The sequence below is a fragment of the Bradyrhizobium sp. genome, assembly GCF_035701725.1.
In the GTDB taxonomy this organism is placed as follows: Bacteria; Pseudomonadota; Alphaproteobacteria; order Rhizobiales; family Xanthobacteraceae; genus Bradyrhizobium.
Window position 1 is genome coordinate 1 of sequence record NZ_DASSRP010000239.1, and the last position, 18,904, is coordinate 18,904.

At 62.8% G+C, this 18,904-nt stretch carries 13 protein-coding genes; 2 read left to right on the forward strand and 11 right to left on the reverse strand.

Annotated elements, in window-relative coordinates; all coding sequences use genetic code 11:
* From hpnD to VFL62_RS13845, 3 genes are all read right to left on the reverse strand, one after another.
* On the reverse strand, nucleotides 1–792 hold a 792-nt coding region (hpnD, locus tag VFL62_RS13835), incomplete at its 3' end, for a presqualene diphosphate synthase HpnD (protein ID WP_325172944.1).
* Nucleotides 789–1,667 (reverse strand): squalene synthase HpnC, encoded by an 879-nt coding sequence (hpnC, locus tag VFL62_RS13840; protein ID WP_325172955.1) that lies wholly within the window; start codon nucleotides 1,665–1,667, stop codon nucleotides 789–791. The genes hpnD and hpnC, both read right to left, overlap by 4 nt.
* Before the next feature lie 352 nt (nucleotides 1,668–2,019).
* On the reverse strand, nucleotides 2,020–2,262 hold the full coding sequence (locus VFL62_RS13845) for a hypothetical protein (RefSeq protein ID WP_325172945.1): 243 nt from the start codon (nucleotides 2,260–2,262) through the stop codon (nucleotides 2,020–2,022).
* A gap of 452 nt (nucleotides 2,263–2,714) precedes the next feature.
* Between VFL62_RS13845 and VFL62_RS13850 the strand changes: the two genes are divergently transcribed.
* A complete protein-coding gene (locus tag VFL62_RS13850; RefSeq protein ID WP_325172946.1) occupies nucleotides 2,715–3,218 on the forward strand; it encodes a hypothetical protein in 504 nt (167 codons plus the stop codon).
* A 36-nt stretch (nucleotides 3,219–3,254) separates the two neighbouring features.
* On the opposite strand, the gene VFL62_RS13855 is transcribed toward VFL62_RS13850, so the two are convergent.
* The 4 genes from VFL62_RS13855 to VFL62_RS13870 all read right to left on the reverse strand — a co-directional run bounded on the left by VFL62_RS13855 (nucleotide 3,255) and on the right by VFL62_RS13870 (nucleotide 9,729).
* Nucleotides 3,255–5,624, reverse strand: coding sequence for an efflux RND transporter permease subunit (locus VFL62_RS13855; RefSeq protein WP_325172947.1), 2,370 nt, complete (start codon nucleotides 5,622–5,624; stop codon nucleotides 3,255–3,257).
* Nucleotides 5,625–5,834: 210 nt separating this feature from the next.
* Complete coding sequence (gene eutC, locus VFL62_RS13860) at nucleotides 5,835–6,584, reverse strand: ethanolamine ammonia-lyase subunit EutC (protein WP_414644708.1); 750 nt, start codon at nucleotides 6,582–6,584, stop codon at nucleotides 5,835–5,837.
* Between the two features lie 25 nt (nucleotides 6,585–6,609).
* The gene (locus VFL62_RS13865) at nucleotides 6,610–8,187 is read right to left on the reverse strand and encodes a B12-binding domain-containing radical SAM protein (protein WP_325172948.1); all 1,578 of its coding nucleotides are present in this window, start codon (nucleotides 8,185–8,187) and stop codon (nucleotides 6,610–6,612) included.
* Nucleotides 8,188–8,346: 159 nt separating this feature from the next.
* A complete protein-coding gene (locus tag VFL62_RS13870; RefSeq protein WP_325172949.1) occupies nucleotides 8,347–9,729 on the reverse strand; it encodes an ethanolamine ammonia-lyase subunit EutB in 1,383 nt (460 codons plus the stop codon).
* A gap of 313 nt (nucleotides 9,730–10,042) precedes the next feature.
* Between VFL62_RS13870 and VFL62_RS13875 the strand changes: the two genes are divergently transcribed.
* On the forward strand, nucleotides 10,043–11,776 hold the full coding sequence (locus VFL62_RS13875; RefSeq protein ID WP_325172950.1) for a methyl-accepting chemotaxis protein: 1,734 nt from the start codon (nucleotides 10,043–10,045) through the stop codon (nucleotides 11,774–11,776).
* 4 nt (nucleotides 11,777–11,780) lie between these two features.
* Here VFL62_RS13875 and VFL62_RS13880 read toward each other — a convergent pair whose 3' ends face one another.
* The 4 genes from VFL62_RS13880 to VFL62_RS13895 all read right to left on the reverse strand — a co-directional run bounded on the left by VFL62_RS13880 (nucleotide 11,781) and on the right by VFL62_RS13895 (nucleotide 18,834).
* Nucleotides 11,781–11,930 (reverse strand): hypothetical protein, encoded by a 150-nt coding sequence (locus VFL62_RS13880; RefSeq protein ID WP_325172951.1) that lies wholly within the window; start codon nucleotides 11,928–11,930, stop codon nucleotides 11,781–11,783.
* A gap of 214 nt (nucleotides 11,931–12,144) precedes the next feature.
* Nucleotides 12,145–13,023: a transglutaminase family protein gene (locus VFL62_RS13885; RefSeq protein WP_325172952.1), complete on the reverse strand. Its 879-nt coding sequence runs from the start codon at nucleotides 13,021–13,023 to the stop codon at nucleotides 12,145–12,147.
* The gene (locus VFL62_RS13890) at nucleotides 13,020–15,527 is read right to left on the reverse strand and encodes a circularly permuted type 2 ATP-grasp protein (protein WP_325172953.1); all 2,508 of its coding nucleotides are present in this window, start codon (nucleotides 15,525–15,527) and stop codon (nucleotides 13,020–13,022) included. Before VFL62_RS13890 ends, VFL62_RS13885 begins: the two co-directional genes overlap by 4 nt.
* 31 nt (nucleotides 15,528–15,558) lie before the next feature.
* Nucleotides 15,559–18,834 (reverse strand): transglutaminase family protein, encoded by a 3,276-nt coding sequence (locus VFL62_RS13895; protein ID WP_325172954.1) that lies wholly within the window; start codon nucleotides 18,832–18,834, stop codon nucleotides 15,559–15,561.
* Nucleotides 18,835–18,904: the final 70 nt, after the last annotated feature.

The window sequence follows — 18,904 nt, forward strand, 5'->3', positions numbered from 1 at the left end:
CAGGCGCACCGGCGTGCGGGGGTTAGCGAACCCGCGCGCAACAAGCAATCCCAGAATGGAACCATAGTATCGGGACATGATGCGCGGCGCCCGCACGGCACGGCGCGAATTGCGGGCCATGATCTCGTCGGACTTCGCGAAGTGGTCCCTGGCGCGCGCCACCAGCGGCGCACAGACCTTCGGCAGCGCCGGATCGGCCGCAACCACAAGCGGGTCGGTCGAGGTGATACCGGCCTCGGCGAGGCCCTCTTTCGGCAGATAAAGCCGACCGATCCCGGCGTCCTCGTCGATGTCGCGCAGAATGTTGGTTAACTGCAAGGCGCGGCCGAGATGGTGGGCGAGCAGGATGCCGTCTTGTCTCGGCATGCCGAACACGCGTACCGACAGCCGCCCGACGGCGCTGGCAACACGATCACAATAAAGATCGAGCGTCGCAAGATCCGGTGCGCGAATGTCCTGCGGGACATCCATTTCCATGCCGTCGACGATGGCGAGAAAATCCTCTCGCTCGAGCCCGAACTTCTTCACCGACGCAACGTAGTCGCGCAAACGCGCCGGCGGACGGCCCTGATAGAGCGCATCGATGTCGTCGCGCCACTGTTGCAGGGCGGCGAGCCGCTCCTGGCGCGGTCCGGGTGAGTCGGCGATATCGTCGACCTGACGACAAAAGCTGTAGATCTGGAACATCGCATCCCGCTGCTCCTGCGGCAGGATGCGCATCGCGGCATAGAACGAACTGCCCGACGCCGTGGTCCCGTAATCCGGGCTGGCTACCGCTGCGTCTTTTGTCATGCGCCAGGCGCCGTTTTCGAGACCGGACGGCGCCCCGACAGACGGCGAATTGTTTCCGCCGCCATGCCGCCGAGGCTGAAGGTGAGCAGCTCGAATGGATTGAGATGCACCCGTTCGCTCAAGGGGTCGCGCACTTTCAGGAGACGAACGATCTTGTCGGCGAACGCCTGAATGACCGAGATCTCGAGCCCAAGCCGGAAATCCCTGACGTCGGCGGCAAGCGCCCTGCCCTCGTTGAGAAGCGCTTCGTTGCGTGCGGCGAGCGATTGCAGACATTGCAACAGTGCCGGCGCGGCGCGCGCTTCGCCCAGTTGCTCGACCGAGGCGCCGCTGGCTGCAAGCGCATCCCGCGGCAGGTACACGCGATTGAGATCCCGGTAGTCCTTGCCGCAATCCTGCAGGTGGTTGTTGATCTGAAGGCCAGCGCAAATCGCATCCGACGCCGCCCAGGTCGACGTGCTTTCGCCGTGGACGTCGAGCACGAACCTGCCGACCGGCATCGCCGAATATCGGCAATAGTGGATCACTTCGTCCCAGGTCTCGTAACGAAGCTTGGTGACGTCCATGCGGAATGCGGTCAGAAGGTCAAGCGCATGGCGCGGCGGCATTCCGCGCTCGGCCAACACCTGGCGCAGCCGGACGGCTTCCGCCTGGCTGTCGCCGTTGCCGAGCAATTCGGCCTCCAGCAGATCAAGCAGCGCGAGCTTTTCGTCGCCGTTCAAGGTGGCGTGGTCGGCGATGTCATCCGCCGTTCGGACGAAGTTGTAGAACGCGAGGATCAACGGCCGATGGCGCGGATGAATGATCCACGAGGCGACCGGAAAATTCTCGTCGCGGTGGCCCTTGCCGGATCGCCATTCGCTCGCGTTGGTCATCTCAAAAAAGCTGGCTGTGTCTGGGTTGCGCATGCGTCAGATGTCCCAGCATGCTTGCGGAACTTTCTAGGGGTTCGACCTTAACATTTGCGTCCCGGTCGGCCCGGCACTCTTGCAAATGTTGCAATCGAAAGACCGCTAGCAAATACGGGTTTCTACTGCAGTTTTGGATTTGACACCCGCCTCAGGAATTCCCGGCGAGGGGGCTGGCGAACGTCAAAATCCACTTCCCGGCCCATATAGGCGAAACCGCCGGCAAAACCAATGCCGTCCGCGCGCATGGACAAGCGCCCACCACGCCCAGAAGTGGGGGGTGGCAGGCCTTTTCCGATGGTGAGTGGTTTTGAGGGTCTTACTGCCCGTGGTCGGTCAAAACCTTGTCGCAGGCTTTGGTCAGCTTGGTACGGTTCTGCTGCAGGCAGTTCAGAACAACGAGGTCGCTGTCGTTCATCACCACACGGCAGTACTTCTGAACGTCATGGGCACAGGCCTTCTGCTCCTCGGGCGTTCCGCCGTGTTGTTGTTGCTGTTCCGCGGCTGCAACGGGGGACAGTGACAGCGAGAACAGAGCAGCTACCAGGAAAGACTTACGCATTGTGTTCCTTTATTCTTACGGCAGAGATCTCGAGCCCGAATGGGTCATGGCATCAGTAGGCAAGACGATTCAGACCAATGTCTGCAAAAGCGCTGGTAAATGCGGCCAAATTTGCGGCGACTGTCTCTCCGAAATTGCGGCCCTCGAAAGCAGATTTCGAACAGCCCGTAACCGATTGAGATTGCGAGATAATTTTGTCAAACGCGCGAGGCGGTTGCTGCGCGGCGAGAGCTCAAGAATAGACGATGTCGCAATCCGTTCGCGAGCGAAAAAATCCGGCTGCCTCAATTTGTCTCGGGGTGCGGAAAATTTGTCGCAGACCGAAAAAATCGTCATCCGCTCGGGGGAGCATCGCCAGGGATTTGAACCAAACCCCTCCCCGGAATACCAAAACAGGTGCGCGGATTACATGCCGTTCGCCGGAGCGTCACACTCAAAAGGGACAACGCAAAATGCAGTACTCGGCCTTGGGCCCGATCGGGCAAACGATAAGAGCGGGCGCGGTGATCGCAGCGCTGGTGCTGCCAGCGTCTGCCGGACATGCGCAGTCGGCACGCCCTTTTGCCGGCTTCGACGGCGCCTGGTCGGGCAACGGAACGGTCTCGCTCTCGGACGGCTCGAGCGAGCGGCTGCGCTGCAAGGCGGTCTATCAGGTCGACGGCAGCGGGCTTGTCTTGAAGCAAACGCTTCGCTGCGCGAGCGACAGTTACAAATTCGATCTCTCCAGCGACGTCACCAGCCACGGCGATCACATCACCGGCAACTGGTCGGAGACCAACCGCAACGTCTCGGGAAGCCTGCTCGGCACGGCCGGCAACGGCAGGATCGACGTGACGGTCGAATCCGCGGCCTTCACCGCGACATTGACGTTGCGGACGAGCGGCAACAAGCAAACAGTTCAGATCAGCTCCAAAGGCGACATCCGCGGCGTTTCGATCACGATGGTGAAGAGCTGACGCTCTTCCCCTCGCGCGCGGCCCCGTAACGGCGCATCAAATCGGACGCGCCGTACCGCCGCCGCGCAGCTTCAGCCACACGTTGATCAGGAACATCGCCGTCGGGCGCAGTATGAAGAGGTCGGCAACCAGCGCCGCCACCATCGAGAAGGCGCTGAGCCAGCCGAACAGACGCAGCGACGGCAGGTCGGAAAACACCGTCACGACCAGGCCGCAGGCGAGCACCACCGTGGTCAGGATCAGCGCCGGACCGACCAGCACGGTCGCACGCTCGACCGCAACCTCGGACGTCACGCCGGGCTTCGATTCCAGCCGCAAGCGGTTGAGGAAATGGATGGTGGCGGAAAGCCCCAATCCAAACGACACAGTCAGCGCCACGACGCTGGCAAACTGCAGCCCCTCCCCGAGCAGCCACAGCACCGTGCCGGACAGCACCACCGGAAAAATTCCGGGCAGGATGCAGGAGAACATCACGACGATCGAGCGGAACGCCAGCCCGATGAAGATCGCAACGAGCGCAAACTCGATGGTCAGGCCGCGGTTGAGCTTTTCGATCATGTTGGCGGAATTGCGCGCGGCAATCGCTGAGAGGCCGGTGACCGCGATCTCATAGCCGGGATGCGCCTTGCGTACCGCATCGAGTCCGTGATCGAGTTTTTCCACCACGGGCAGGATCTGGCTGGAATCGAGGTCCGGCACCCTGCCCGACACCACCACGGCGTCCTGATTGGCTGAGATGAAGCGGCGCACCAGATATTCCGGGATGACGCCGACATATTCCTTCAACGTCGCGACGTCGGTGCTGCCGGCCTTCTCCGCAAGCCAGCGCCGCAGCGTTTCCAGCGACCAGACGTTGCCGACACCGGCCTGTTTTTCGACCTGCGAGTGGACATCGGCGATGGTCTGCAAGGTCTGTGGATCATAGAGCGAGGCGCCCTTGGGGAATTCGATCAGCACGTCGATCGCATTGGCGCCCGTGAGCTTGGCATCGAGCCGGCCACTGGCGGCAACCGCCTGCTGCTTGTCGGGCACTTGATCGGCGAGGCGATAGCGCGGTTCGAGATTGGCGTAGATCACACCAAGGGTGCCGACGAACAGGACCGCAATCAGGCTGAAGAGGCCGGGACGGCCGACCATTCGCACCGCGATCCAGTAACAGAAATTCCGCAGCATCTGCACGCCGGCGTCAGCGCCCTGGAATTTGACCGCGAAGATCCGCTCGTTGCGCACGAACAGCACACCGAAGACCGGCACCAGCGACAGCACCGCGACAAGCGCAATGATGGTTGCCGCGAGCCCGGCTTCGCCGAATTTGCGGATCAGGTCGGAATCGGAAAACTGCAGCGCGATGAACGAAATTCCCGCGGTTCCGTGCGTCAACACGCAGGCGGGTCCTACGACCAGCACGGCATTGCGGAACGCGGTGTATTTGTCCTGACCTGCAATCAGCCGGTCGCGCGCCGCAAAGGTCAGCTGCATCGAGTCCGAAAAGCTGATCACCATGATGAGCGGCGTCATCACGTTCAGGAACATGTTGAGATTGAAGTTCGCCCAGCCGAGGCCGCCCAGCGCAAGCAGAATCGCGATGATCGGCGGGAATGCCGCCGCCACCATGAAGGAAATCTTGCGGAAGAAGATAATGGCAATGACGCAGCCGGCCAGAATGCCGAGAACGTTGTAGGTCAGGCCGTCGCGCTCGACCGCATTGCGGATTTCGAGTTGCATCACCGGAACGCCGGAGAGTTCGACATTGAGCCCGGTATCCGCGAGATCCTCCTTCATCAGTTTTCTGATATCGCCGACCGTGCTGCCGAGCTTGTTGCTGGCGACGACGTCAGGCTCGATCGAGAGGACGATCAGCGCGAGCGTACCGTCTTCCGACAGCAGCTTGCCGCGGATGAGTTCGTTGGATTTCACCGTCTCGATGAACTTGTCGTAGTCGGCGCCTTGCGGCAGTTCGGCAGGAAACAGCGCCGCCGGGAACTTGCCCGGCGCCGGCGCCTGCCGTGCCGAGAACAGCGAAATCAGGCCGCGAGTGCCGTCCACCAATTGCAGATCGGTGATGAAGTCGCGCAGCTTTTCGAGATTGTCGCGGGCGAGCAAGTTCTTGCCTTCGACGACCACCAGCACGTCGAATTCGGTCGCGGGAAAGCGTTTGATCTCCGATTCGTACTGGCGATATTCCTTGGAATTGGAGCGGAACAGCTGGCTCAAGGAGTCGTCGATCTTGATGCGCTGGATTCCGAAAATCGCGCCGATAACGAGCGCCACCAGAATGATGCAGGACCAGATCGGCGCCTGAACCGCGATAAGTCCGATCCTTTCGAGTCCAAAGGCGATGCTGGCCGTCGGCCGCTCTTCGACTTTCTCGACGTGGACTTCACTTTCGCTGTTCTTTTCGAGCATGCCCTATCCAATTCTCACACCGGCTCAATGGCCGCAGATCAAAAGTGCCGGAAATCGAAGTCAGGAAAGCTTCCGCCCGCGGACGGAGCGCCACAATTACCGTTGAAAACATACGATAATTTTGCGGGGTGGTGTAGCAGGTCTGGCCGGTCTCTCGCAAGCTGGCCTGCTCAACGGCGCATCCTGACGGCAAATCGACTGTTTTTGACGTCAGGTCGAGTGGTCGACGATGGCATGGCTGGTCCGAACGCCGCTTTCGTCTTTCAGATCCACGCCGGTCAATTGCCGCGCGAGGCCTTCGCGAATGAGCCAGGCAATCCTGGCTGCCGCCTCGCGATAGCCGAGCCCGCCGCCATGAATATTGGAAACGCAGTTGCGCTTCTCGTCCGTCGTCCCGACGGCCGGGCCAAAGGTCAGATAGACCCCGAGACTGTCAGCGGCCGACAGGCCCGGCCGTTCGCCGATCAGCATGACCGTCATGCGTGCGCCGAGGACATCGCCGATTTCGTCGCCGAGCGCTACCCGCGCCCCGCTCGCCACCACGGCCTCGCCGATTTCGATGTTGTCGCCGGCGAGCAGCGGCAGCAATTCACGCAGCAGCAAAAGCGCATGCGCATTGACGGCGGTCGGCGAAAGTCCATCACCGATGATGACCGCAACCGCGGTGCCGCGGCCGCGGCGGCTCGCCAGCCTCTGCCGCGAATCCGGATCGAGCTTGCGTCCGAGATCGGGGCGCGCGAGATAGTCGTTGCGGCCGGGCGCCAGGCTGGAAACGCGCGCGGTTTCCAGACCGAGAGCTGCGAGGCCCTGCAACAAAGTCTCCGCATCGAATGCCGCATGAACGGCATCGCGCGCCCGCGCATGATCGAGGGTGAATTCCAGCAACGCCTTGGTCGGCAGGCTCGCACCGGCGCGCCCCAGCGCCACACGGGCCGGCGTCAGCTCGCGCAACCGTCCCAGCGGCGAAACGTCGCTTCTCGTCAGATCACTCGGCAGGGACGGAAGCCTCGCGCAATCGTATGGAATAGTTCGACGCGTTCTGCCGGCCGCGGGAGGCTGCGCGCGCGAACATGATGAGATGATGCGCAACGATCATCGAGGCGATCAGATGTTCGATCTCGCCGCGCGCGAGGCGCCGCAGTGCGAATTTCCAGAATTCGCGCTTGTAGTCGCCGAGGATTCCGACCTTCCAGAAAATGTTGCGCAGCATCACGAGGCCAAGTCTGACGTTTTCCCGGGTTGCTTTTTGCGGCGGGCGCTTGACCTGGTTCGGCGCGGTATTCTGGATTTGATATTCATAACGCTGGAGAAGCTTGGCCGGCTCGTAGGCGACGCCCATGCATTTGCGCCAGGTATCGACGACTTCGTCATAGGGCATGCGGAAATCGACGTTGGACTCCCTTCCCTCGTCCTCGATCAGGCGGTTCTCGCGTGCCAGACGGTCCCAGAGCGGGGTCTTCGGCAGCGCCTGCAGCAGATTGATGGTCAGCAACGGAATTTGGGAAGCTTCGATGAATTCGAGCAGATGCTCGCCGGTTTCCGGCTTGTCGGTATCGAGCCCGAGAATGATTCCCGACACCACTTCCAGACCATAGCTGTTGATGGTGCGGATGCTCTCCATGATGGGAACCATCATGTTGTGATCCTTGTGGATCGCCTTGAGCGCCACCGGGTCCGGCGTCTCGATGCCACAGAATACCGTGCAGAAGAACGCCTCGCGCATGCCGGCGAGGATTTCCGGCCGCTTGGCGATGTTCAGCGTCGCCTCGCAGGACAGACGCAGGACAAAGCCCGTCTTCTTCTGCCATTCGATCAAATGCGGCAACAGCTCCAGCGCGGCCTTGCGGTTGCCGATGAAATTGTCGTCGACGAAGTAGACTGAACCGCGAATACCGCATTCCAGCAGCTTGTCGAGCTCGGCTGTGATCTGCTCCGGCGACTTGATGCGCGGATTACGGCCATAGAGCCCGGGAATATCGCAGAACTCGCATTGATACGGGCACCCGCTCGAATACTGAATGCTTCCGAGAAAATATCGCTTCAGCTCCGCAAGTTCATAGGCCGGAAGCGGAAAGCTCGTCATGTCGAGACGGTTGACGGTCTTGAGCACGACCTGCGCCTCGGGGCGCGACGGGTCGCGCGACAAGCGCCCGATCAATTCATCGGTCGCATCGCCGAGTTCGCCGATATGCAGGTAGTCGAACGCCGGATAATAGTCCGGACAGGCGCTGACCGAGGGCCCACCGATTGCAACCGGCAGATCGTAGGCATGTGCGCGGCGACAGATATCGTTCATCTGATGCCGCTGAATATGCATGCCGCTGACGAATACGGCCTCAGCCCACTCGAAATCATCCACCGTGGCAGGGCGGATATTTTCGTCGACGAAGCGGACCGGCCAGTTCTCGGGCATGTAGGCGGCGATCAAGAGCAGCCCCTGCGGCGGCATGAACGCCTGCACCCCATCGGTCAGCGGATAGGAATATTCGAACGTGCCAAAGGCGGACGTATAGCGCGGAAAGACGCACAGGATACGGCGCACCGTGTCAGCGCTGGCTCTCATAGCTCTCCCTGCGCCTTCAGCCCGGACAATTTAATCATGCAACTCACACGCTGAGCCACAAATTTTTCAGGATTGTGGCAGTACCAACGCACCATTGACCCGATCGTTGCTAAGTGGCGAGCGCATAAAGGCCGCGCAAGACCTCGGGCGATCACGACCTCAGGCGATCAGCCGCCGGGCGAAGTCGGGCAGCAGTTCGCCGTTACCGGCAAGACGAAAATCGGCACCCGTGAGGCCGGCGCGGAACAGCCAGTCGTCGAATTCGGGCGCCCGCTTCAACTCAAAGACGTCGCGGACATAGAGTGCATCGTGAAATGAGGTCGACTGATAATTCAGCATGACATCGTCGGCGCCCGGAACCCCCATGATGAAGTTGACGCCGGCCGCCGCCAGCAGCGTCAGCAGATTGTCCATGTCATCCTGATCGGCTTCGGCGTGATTGGTGTAGCAGACATCGACGCCGAGCGGCAGGCCGAGCAATTTGCCGCAAAAATGATCCTCAAGGCCGGCACGAATGATCTGCTTGCCGTCGTAGAGGTATTCGGGACCGATGAACCCGACCACACTGTTGACGAGCAACGGATCGAACGCACGCGCGACGGCGTAGGCGCGCGCCTCGCAGGTCTGCTGATCGACGCCATGATGGGCGTCGGCCGACAGCGCCGACCCCTGCCCGGTTTCGAAATACATGACGTTGTTGCCGACCGTGCCGCGCCGAAGCGATCGCCCGGCATCGTGCGCTTCACGTAACAGCTTGAGATCGACCCCGAAGCTGCGGTTGGCGGCCTCCGTCCCCGCGATCGATTGAAAGACCAGATCGACCGGGACGCGCTCGGATATCAATCGAAGCGTCGTCGTCACATGGGACAGGACGCAAGCCTGCGTCGGAATTTGCAGCCGGGCGATGATGTCGTCGAGCAGATGCAGGAGGCTGCCGATGACAGCGGGATCGTCGCTCGCCGGGTTGATGCCGATGCAGGCATCGCCGGCCCCGAGCAGAATGCCGTCGAGGATCGATGCCGTAATGCCTTTGCTGTCATCGAAGGGATGATTGGGCTGCAGCCGCACACTCATGCGCCCGCGCAAACCGATCGTGTCGCGAAACGCTGTGACGACTTCGCATTTCTTAGCCGCCAGGATCAGGTCCTGGTTGCGCATCAATTTCGAAACCGCCGCCGCCATTTCCGGCGTAATCGCGCGTGCGGCCCGCTTGAGAGCGTCCGGACTTGCATCGGCCGAGAGCAACCAGTCGCGGAACGAGCCTACCGTGAACGAAGAGATGGTCGCAAACCCCGCCGCGTCATGGCTGTCGATGATCAGTCGCGTCACCTCGTCGGTCTCGTAGGGAATGACCGCCTCGGTGAGGAATTGCTTGAGCGGGACGTCCGCGAGCGCGATCCGCGCCGCTACCATCTGCTCGGCGCTTTCGGCAGCGATCCCGGCCAGACGATCGCCCGAACGGGGAGGACTTGCCTTGGCCAGGAGATCGCGAAGGTCGTTGAAGACGTAGGCGGTATTACCGATGGCGTGCCGATAGGCCATGCTCGCTCCGGACCGATCAGCGCTGACGGTCTAAACCGCGCCTAGAGTAGCATTCCGGATACCCGACGGCGACAGGCTGTTCCGCGTGATGCCGGTTGCAAGCTCCGTCAACTTCGATGGTAGCTTCATCTAATGCATTGATTGTACTTGCCTTTTATATCAATCCGTCCAGGTGAACCACTGTCCGTGCACGCCCCGTTGCGCCGCAACGACAATGGTTAAGATTTTCTACAGAAAAGTTTCACATAATTGCTACCGACTGCCGTCAACCCCGTGATTGGCCTCCTGTGCCAAGCCAAGGATGCCAGACATCATGAAATCTGCTGCGCCATCGGGCTCCGGGAAGGCTTCACGTCTTTCGCTTGCCTTCAAACTCTATTCGATTTTTGCATTGTTCGCGTTGCTGACAGCCGCAATTGCGGTGCTGTCCGACTACAATACCCGGCGCGGCACCGAGCTGACGCAATCCATCGAGACCGCAAACCAGGCTGCGCTGAACGTCGAGCGCGTCAATTCGCTGGTCTATGCGATCGTGATGGAGTCCCGCGGCATCTACATGTCCGAGGACCCGGCAGCCGTCAAGAAATACGGCGGCGGATTGCTCAAGTTCAACGAGCAACTGCTTGCCGTCGTCAAGAACTGGGAATCCATCGTCCAGGCTGATGACGCGCAGCAGTTTGCCGCCTTCAAGAAGCGGATCGATCAGTTCGTCGAATTCCGCAAAGAGCTGGTCCGACGCGGCATTGAAATCGGCCATGCGGCCGGCCGCGAATGGGGCGACAACGAAGCCAATCGCAGCGTCCGCGTGGCGCTGAATGCCGATCTTGAGACGCTTTCGAAAGTCTATGCGGAGCGCGGCAAAAAAATCTCTGAGGATACCGAAACCAACCGGAAGCTGGCTTACCTTCTGACCTTCCTCGGCGGATTGGCGCTGGTTCTGGTTGCCGTCGGCGTGTTTATGATCTCCCGCTCGGTTGCGCGGCCGCTGTCGGCGATCACCGACACCATCAAGCAGGTCGCCGACGGCGCCGAGGGCGTCGAGGTGCCGCACACCCAGCGGCAGGACGAAATCGGCGCGTTGGCCCGCGCGATCCAGATCTTTCAGCAAGCGATGGATCGCAACCGCAATCTCAGTTCGCAGGCTCTTCTGGATTCCAAGGCGCGCGAACAACGGACGCGCGAGATCGAAGCTGCGGTGGACTCCTTCCGCGAAGCGATCGGAAGCGTGCTCGGCGCCGTAAACGACAGCGCCTCGGGCATGCGCAACACCGCGCAATCGATTTCCGGTGTTGCCGGTGAGGCCAGCGGACGCGCGGGCGCCGCCGCGCGGGCTACCGAGCAGGCCTCCAGCAACGTTTCCGCCGTCGCCAGCGCGGCCGAACAACTATCGGCCTCGATCGAGGAGATCGGGCGGCAGGTGCGACAATCGGCCGAAGTGGTCGAACAGGCCGGTCAGCGTACGGAAAAATCGGTCACCGAGATTGAAAGCCTCGCCGCCGCGACCCAGCGCATCGACGGCGTGCTCGCGCTGATCCAGGCCATTGCCGAGCAGACCAATCTCTTGGCGCTGAACGCCACGATCGAGGCGGCGCGCGCCGGCGAAGCCGGCCGCGGCTTTGCCGTCGTCGCACACGAAGTCAAGGCGCTGGCAGGTCAGACCGCCAAGGCGACTTCCGAAATCGGACAGAACGTCAGCCTGATCCAGGTTTCGACGCGGAACGCCGTCGAAGCCGTGCGCGAGATCGGCACCGCTGTGCGCGAGATCAACGAAGTCACGAGCAACATCGCTGGCGCGGTCGGCCAGCAGGATGCGGCGACGCGCGAGATTTCCGCCAACGCGCAGCTCGCGGCCGAGGGCAACTCGACGCTGGTGGCCAATATCGGATCCCTCAGCGATGCGATCGAGAACACCAACAAAGGCGCCTCATCGGTGCTTGCGGCGTCAAGCGACCTCGCATCGACCGCCGAACGGCTGTCGCGTGAGGTCGAGAAATTCTTTCGCGACTTGCGCGCCGACGGCGCTGCCGGGGCAAAGCGCGCCGGCTAAGGCTTCAAAACCAGGGATAAAGTATCCGGACGCCGCCGACGAAGACGAACGCCATCGACATTACAAGCCCGCTGGCGCTGAACAGCGCGATCTGGTTGAAGAGGCCGGCCTCCATCGAAGCGAGGCGATTGCCCGAGTTCGAAACGTTCAACATCTACTCCCCCTGTCGTTGCAGGCGATCGGTGCCTAGTGTGTGGGCAACATTAGCGGCCAAGGGCTAAGCAGAACCTTACGAACAAGGGCAACCGCGGCGAATAGTAAAGATCAGGTTAAGAAAACGCGCATGTCGTCATCAATGACGCGCGATCGCGTGGCGTGAAAGGCACCTGCCGCCGCGGCTGCCGATATCGGAGACGGGCCGATAGCTGTCATTCGACAAGAATAACGTCGACCGCGACGTTCAGCTTTTGCTTGGGCGAACCGACGATAATGCCATCGACCGGCGATACGTCGGAAAAATCGCGCCCGATCGCAAGAACGATATGGTCGTTCTCGACCAGAATGTCGTTGGTCGGATCGAGGCCGATCCAGCCAAGTGCTTCGCCGCACCACACCGCAACCCAGGCATGGGTCGCGTCGGCGCCTTGCAGGCGTGCCTTGCCCGGCGGCGGAATCGTCCGGAGGTAACCGCTGACATAGGCCGCCGGCAGGCCAAGGCCGCGCAGGCCGGCGATCATCACATGGGCGAAGTCCTGGCAAACGCCGTGGCGCTTTTCGAAGACTTCGCCGAGCGGCGTCGAGATCACAGTGGCTTTCGGGTCATATCTGAAATCGGTCCTGATCCGGTGCATCAGATCGACGGCGCCGGCCAGAATGCCGCCACCCGGCGCAAAGCTCGCCGCGGCATAGGCGGTCACCGCCTGCTGCAGCGGCACCAGCGGACTTGCGAAGATATATCCGATCGGTGAGGCGGGTCCGAGGCTGTTGGTGTCGATTGCAAGGTCACGAACGCTTTCCCAGGATCGGCTTTGCGCCCGGCGATCCGGCGCGCTGCGCGATACCGAAACACGCGAACGGGAGTCGATCCGCAAGGTGCGGTGCGCCGTCTCGATCAGCACGCTTTCGGTGTAGATGCCGAAAAAATCCCGTCTTGCGGTCCGATTGGCCGGACGCGGCCTGATCTCGACGGCGTGAGAGATCAATTCCTGTCCGTCACCGCTTCTCGGTTGCAGCCGCAACGAGCACCGCGCGAAGCTGACGGCACTCTCATAGGCGTAGGTGGTGACGTGGCGGATGTCGTAGATCACGCCAGACCCGTCAGCTTTTCCGGCCTCGATGCATTCGGTCCGTGCGGGAAGTAATGCTGCCCGATCGCATCCGCCAGGTTGAGCAGATCCTGTTCTAATCCAAACAGCGTCTGCGTGTGCAGGCCGGCGGCCTCCGCCGTCGTCAAGAGCGCCTGCGCGGCGACGGCGAGGCGCTGCGGCCGCTCGATCAGCCCGTTTTCCTTCAGGCTCGGCAGGTTGGCGATATGTTCGTTCAGCGCGGACACCTGGAACGCCACCGAGCGCGGATTGTAGGGATCGAGCACCACAAGGTCGCGCATCGGCGCCAGCAGCGGCCCGACCAGATAGCGCGACCGGTAGGTGATCTGGCAATCGACCAGCGTCAGGAGTACATCGAGATCCTCGCCGGTGGCGTCCTCATAGGCGAACTGGCGCGCAAAGCGCACGGTGTTGATCGCGCGCTCGACGCGGCGGCCCATTTCAAGGAAACGCCAGCCGGCTGCGCGGTTCATGTTCTCCTGCGCAAGGCCTGCGAAGCTTGCGAGCTCCTGCAAGGTGAGCTCGGCGGCGCGGATGACGCCGTCGTCGTCCTCGACCTCCTGCGCCAGCCGTTCGGCCATTTCGGTGATGACCTGCCATGCGTCGGGCGACAGTCGTTCCCGCAACGAGGTCGCGGTGCGCTGCGCCGCGCGCACCAGCGACAGCGCCGAGCCGAAGCGCTCCTCGCTTTGCAGCGCCTCGGCGCCGACCCTGGCAGGCTGCGCCCGTACGGTCTGCGATACCGCGCCCCAGGCGAGCAGCAGCCGCTGAACGCGTTCGACCGTCAGAACGGTCGAGGAGCCCTTGACCGGATCGCGCGGGGCGGTTGCGAGCGCGCGGATCAGCCGCAGCGTCGCCTCGGCGCGTTCCAGATAGCGGCCAAGCCAGAACAGGTTGTCCGCGGCGCGGCTCGGCACCCAGCCTGCGATGCGCCTGATCCGCACGTTGTCGACCGCCGGCAGCAGCGTCGTCGCCGGCACGGCTCTGTCGGAGACCACCCAGACGTCGGCCGCGCGGGCGCCATCGCCCATCGACACGGCGCGTGCATCGGCCTGATCGGCAATCCGGCAGAAGCCGCCCGGCATCACCGTCCAGCCTTGCGCGGTTGCGGCTGCGAAGATCCTCAGCACGAACGGCCGCGGCGTGATCCTGCCCTGATCCCACACCGGCATGGTCGACAGCCGCACCAGCTCCTGGCCGACGAAATCGATGCCGCGTTCGCCGATCGCCGTCTTCAATCGCTCGCGCTCGGCCGGCGGCAATTTGTTTGCCAGCACTGGGCTCTGGCCCGGAAAGCCCGGCACATCGCGCCGATAAGCGCCTTCGATCGCAACGTCATCCAGCCGTGACAGCACTTCCTCGCGGGCGGACGGCTGTCCGCACCACCAGGTCGCGATATTCGGCATCTTCAGATCTTCAGCCAGCAATCGCCGGCAAAGGCTCGGCAGGAAGCCGAGCAAGGCGCGCGCCTCCATCACGCCCGACCCCGGCATATTGGCGACGACGACGCCGCCCTTGCGCAGCACGTCGATCAGGCCCGGCACGCCGAGATGCGAGGCGGAATCGAGTTCGAGCGGATCGAGAAAATTGGAGTCGACCCGGCGCAGCAGCACGTCGAGACGCTTCAGGCCCGCGACGGTGCGGATGTGAATCCGATCGCCGCTGACCGTGAGGTCGTCGCCCTCGACCAGAAGAAAGCCGAGATAGCGCGCCAGCGTCGCGTGCTCGAAATAGGTTTCGTTGAACTGGCCCGGCGTCAAAAGCCCGATGCGCGGCTCGTCGCGATCAGCCCCTGCACGCAGCGCATCGCGAAACGCCTCGAAGAACGGCGCGACGCGTTCGACATTCATTGCCTTGTAGAGGTTTGCGAAGGCGCGCGACAGCACCAGACGATTTTCCAGCGCATAGCCCGCGCCTGAGGGCGCCTGCGTCCGGTCGCCAAGCACCCACCAGCGCCCGTCCGGTCCGCGGCCAACGTCCGCGGCATAAAGGCTGAGATAGCGCCCGCCCGGCGGCTTGATCCCGCTGACCTGGCGCAGATATTCGGGGCTGCCGGCGATCGCGGCCGCCGGAATCGCGCCCTCGGCCACGAGCCGGCCGTCGCCATAGAGATCGGCGAGCACCAGTTCCAGCAATTGCGCACGCTGCACGATGCCTGCGGTGAGCTGGCGCCACTCGGCCTCATCGATCAAAAGCGGCAGGTGGCTGAGCGGCCAGGTGCGGTCGGAGGACTCGCCCGGCGCCCGATAGCTGACGCCGGCCTCGCGCAAATGCCGGTCGGCGGTGCCGAAACGCCGTTCGATTTCAGCCGGCGTCAGCGTCGCGAATGCTTCGAAAAAACGGCTCCAGACCGGGCGAGGCGTGCCGTCCTGCCCGATATATTCGTCGGGAATGCCCGGGAGGGGCACATAGTCGCGCATCCATTGTGCCACGCGGCGGCTGGCCGGGCGGGCCTTGCTTCCTAGTCCGTTTCCCTGATCGGCCATTCCCGACTCTCGTATTCCTCACGCCTAATGTTCAATGCGGCAGCGGCGTCCGCAAGTCGAGAGTGAGCGGGAATTCAATGCTGCGTTCTTCCGGCGGCGTGTCGATCTTGCCCGGCGTATGACCATGATCCTGGAAGCGGGCGAGCCGGCGCGCTTCAGCCTCGTAGGAATTGACCGGTTTGGTGTCATAGTTCCGGCCGCCGGGATGGGCGACATGATAGACGCAGCCGCCCAGCGAGCGGCCGTTCCAGCTATCAATCAGGTCAAATGTGAGGGGCGCGTGGACCGGAATGGTCGGATGCAGGCCCGAGGCCGGCTGCCACGCCTTGAAGCGCACCGCCGCGACCGCCTCGCCCGAGCGGCCGGTCGGCGTCATCGGCATCCGCCGCCCGTTGCAGGTCACGATGTGACGCCCGTCGACGAAGCCCTCGGCCTTGATCTGCAACCGCTCGACCGAGGAATCGACGTAGCGGACGGTGCCGCCGCCAACGCCTTCCTCGCCGAGCACATGCCAAGGTTCGAGCGCCTGACGCAGTTCGAGCGAGACGCCGCCATGATGGACGCGGCCAAACAGCGGGAAACGAAACTCGAGCTGGGCGGCGTACCACTCGGGCGAGAAATCGTAGCCGGATTGCTTGAGTTCAGAGAGCACGTCCAGGAAGTCTTCCCAGAGGAAATGCGGCAGCATGAAGCGGTCGTGCAGCGTGGTGCCCCAGCGCACGAATTTTCCCTGCTGCGGCTCGCGCCAGAGTTTGGCGATCAAGGCCCGGATCAAAAGCTGCTGGGCCAGCGACATCCGCGGGTCCGGCGGCATTTCGAGCGCGCGAAATTCGACGAGGCCCAACCGCCCGGTTGGACTGTCCGGCGAATAAAGCTTGTCGATGCAGATCTCGGCACGGTGGGTGTTGCCGGTGATGTCGACCAGGATGTGCCGGAACAGCCGGTCGACCAGCCAGAGCGGGATTTCGCCGCCGGGAGACGGCACGTGGGCGAGCGCGATCTCGAGTTCATAGAGGCCGTCATGGCGGGCTTCGTCGATGCGCGGGGCCTGGCTGGTCGGACCGATGAACATGCCGGAGAACAGATAGGACAGCGACGGATGGCGCTGCCAATACAGCACCAGGCTCTTCAAAAGATCCGGCCGGCGCAGGAACGGCGAGTCCTTCGGCGTGCTGCCGCCGATCACCACGTGATTGCCGCCGCCGGTGCCGGTGTGGCGGCCGTCGATCAGGAATTTGTTGGCGCCGAGCTTGGTCTTCGCCGCGTCCTCGTAGAGGCCGAAGGTGATATCGACCGCCGAACGCCATGACGTCGACGGCTGGATGTTGACCTCGATGACGCCGGGATCGGGCGTCACCTTGATCACCTCGACGCGCGGATCGAACGGCGGCGCGTAGCCTTCGACATGAACCTTCACCTGCATCTCTTCGGCGGTGGCTTCGACCGCCGCGATCAGCTCCAGATAATGTTCTAGCTTCTCGACCGGCGGCATGAAGGCGCACAACACGCCGTCGCGGATCTCGATCGACATCGCGGTGCGGACACCGCCGCCACCTCGAAGCTGCTGTTCATGCACTTCCTGATGCGGCGCGCTTTCGGTCGGAGCACCGTCGAACACCGGCAGCGCCCCGCGCGGCTCCAGCGGATCCTGCTCGACAATATAGGGGTATTCGCCGGCTGGAATATGCGGCAGCGAAGGAATCGGCAGCCGTAGCCCGAGTGGCGAGTCGCCGGGTGCGAGAAACAGGTTGTTCCGCCGCAACTGCCAGCGTTCGCTGCGCCACTTGCCGGCGTCGGCATTCCAGCGCTGGATCGGCAGCACGAAGCCGCGCGGTTCGCTCAGGCCCTTGTCGAACACGCGCGCCATCCGCGCGCGCTCCTCCGGATCCGCCAATTTGGAATCGCTGGGATCGACGTTCGCCGGAAGCGCCGCCTCCTTCTGGAGCCAATGGGCGGGGTCTTCGAACGCGGGCACGACGTAATCGGTCTCGAGCCCGAGCCGTTCGGCGGTCTTTTCCGCGAAATCCTTGGCTTCTTCGACCTTTGCCTGATTGGGTCCCTCGATATCCGCGATCAGGCTTGAGTTCTTCCAGATCGGCACCCCGTCCTTGCGCCAGTAAAGCCCGAAGGCCCAGCGCGGCAGGCTTTCGCCGGGATACCATTTGCCCTGCCCGTAATGCAGCAGACCGCCCGGCGCGAAGCGCGTGCGCAGCTTGCGAATGAGCTCATCGGCGAAACGGCGCTTGGTCGGACCGACGGCCGCGGTGTTCCACTCCGGCGATTCCATGTCGTCGACCGAGACAAACGTCGGCTCGCCGCCCATGGTCAGCCGCACGTCGCCGGCCAGAAGGTCGGCATCGACCTGTTCGCCGAGCTTGTCGAGCCGCGCCCAGGACTGGTCGGAGAATGGCCGGGTGATCCGCGGCGCTTCACGGATTCGTTTCACGCTCATGTCGAAGCCGAATTCGACATTGGCAAAACCGACGGCGCCGCTGATCGGAGCCGCGGTCCGGTAATGCGGCGTCGCCGCCACGGGGATATGCCCCTCGCCGGTCAGCATGCCCGAGGTGACGTCGAATCCGATCCATCCGGCGCCCGGCAGGTAGACCTCGGCCCAGGCGTGCAGATCGGTGAAATCCTTCTCGACCTCGCGCGGGCCCTCGACCGGATCGATGTCGGGACGCAACTGGATCAGATAGCCGGAGACAAAGCGCGCAGCCAGACCGAGATGCCGCAAGGTCTGGATCAACAGCCAGGCCGAGTCGCGGCAGGAGCCGGCGCCGGACGACAGCGTTTGTTCCGGCGTCTGAACGCCCGCCTCCATCCTGATGATGTAGCGAATTTTTTTCTGGAGTTCGGCGTTGAGGTCGACCAGGAAGCTGACGGTATTGGCGGCCTCGCGCTTGAGGCCGGCAAGATAGGCGGCAAAGTGCGGTCCGGGCTCAATGGTTGCGAGATAAGGCGCGAGCTCGGCCTTCAGATCTGCGGGATATTCGAACGGAAAACTGTCGGCATAGGGCTCGACGAAAAAGTCGAACGGGTTGATCACGGTCATCTCGGCCGTGAAATCGACCTCGATCTTCAACTCGCTGGCTTTCTCGGGAAACACAAACCGCGCCAGCCAGTTGCCCTGCGGGTCCTGCTGCCAGTTCACGAAGTGATTTGATGGCGTCACCTTGAGCGAATAGCTCAGGATCGGGGTGCGGGTGTGCGGCGCCGGGCGCAGCCGGATGGTCTGGGGACCGAGATCGATCGGGCGGTCGTAGGTGTAATGGGTGACGTGATTCAGTGCGACGAAGATCGACACGAACGGGGCTCCAGCAGCTTTTTTAAGCAGAACACCGGTTCCCGGCCCGATCAAGCACTAACAACGGGCA

What these genes read in the sequence shown, in the direction of transcription:
- VFL62_RS13875 (WP_325172950.1), top strand. Translation starts at nt 10,043, where the DNA reads ATGAAATCTGCTGCGCCATCGGGCTCCGGGAAGGCTTCACGTCTTTCG.
- hpnC (WP_325172955.1), bottom strand. Translation starts at nt 1,667, where the DNA reads ATGACCAACGCGAGCGAATGGCGATCCGGCAAGGGCCACCGCGACGAG.
- VFL62_RS13855 (WP_325172947.1), bottom strand. Translation starts at nt 5,624, where the DNA reads ATGCTCGAAAAGAACAGCGAAAGTGAAGTCCACGTCGAGAAAGTCGAA.
- VFL62_RS13845 (WP_325172945.1), bottom strand. Translation starts at nt 2,262, where the DNA reads ATGCGTAAGTCTTTCCTGGTAGCTGCTCTGTTCTCGCTGTCACTGTCC.
- VFL62_RS13850 (WP_325172946.1), top strand. Translation starts at nt 2,715, where the DNA reads ATGCAGTACTCGGCCTTGGGCCCGATCGGGCAAACGATAAGAGCGGGC.
- VFL62_RS13890 (WP_325172953.1), bottom strand. Translation starts at nt 15,527, where the DNA reads ATGGCCGATCAGGGAAACGGACTAGGAAGCAAGGCCCGCCCGGCCAGC.
- VFL62_RS13880 (WP_325172951.1), bottom strand. Translation starts at nt 11,930, where the DNA reads ATGTTGAACGTTTCGAACTCGGGCAATCGCCTCGCTTCGATGGAGGCC.
- VFL62_RS13865 (WP_325172948.1), bottom strand. Translation starts at nt 8,187, where the DNA reads ATGAGAGCCAGCGCTGACACGGTGCGCCGTATCCTGTGCGTCTTTCCG.
- VFL62_RS13870 (WP_325172949.1), bottom strand. Translation starts at nt 9,729, where the DNA reads ATGGCCTATCGGCACGCCATCGGTAATACCGCCTACGTCTTCAACGAC.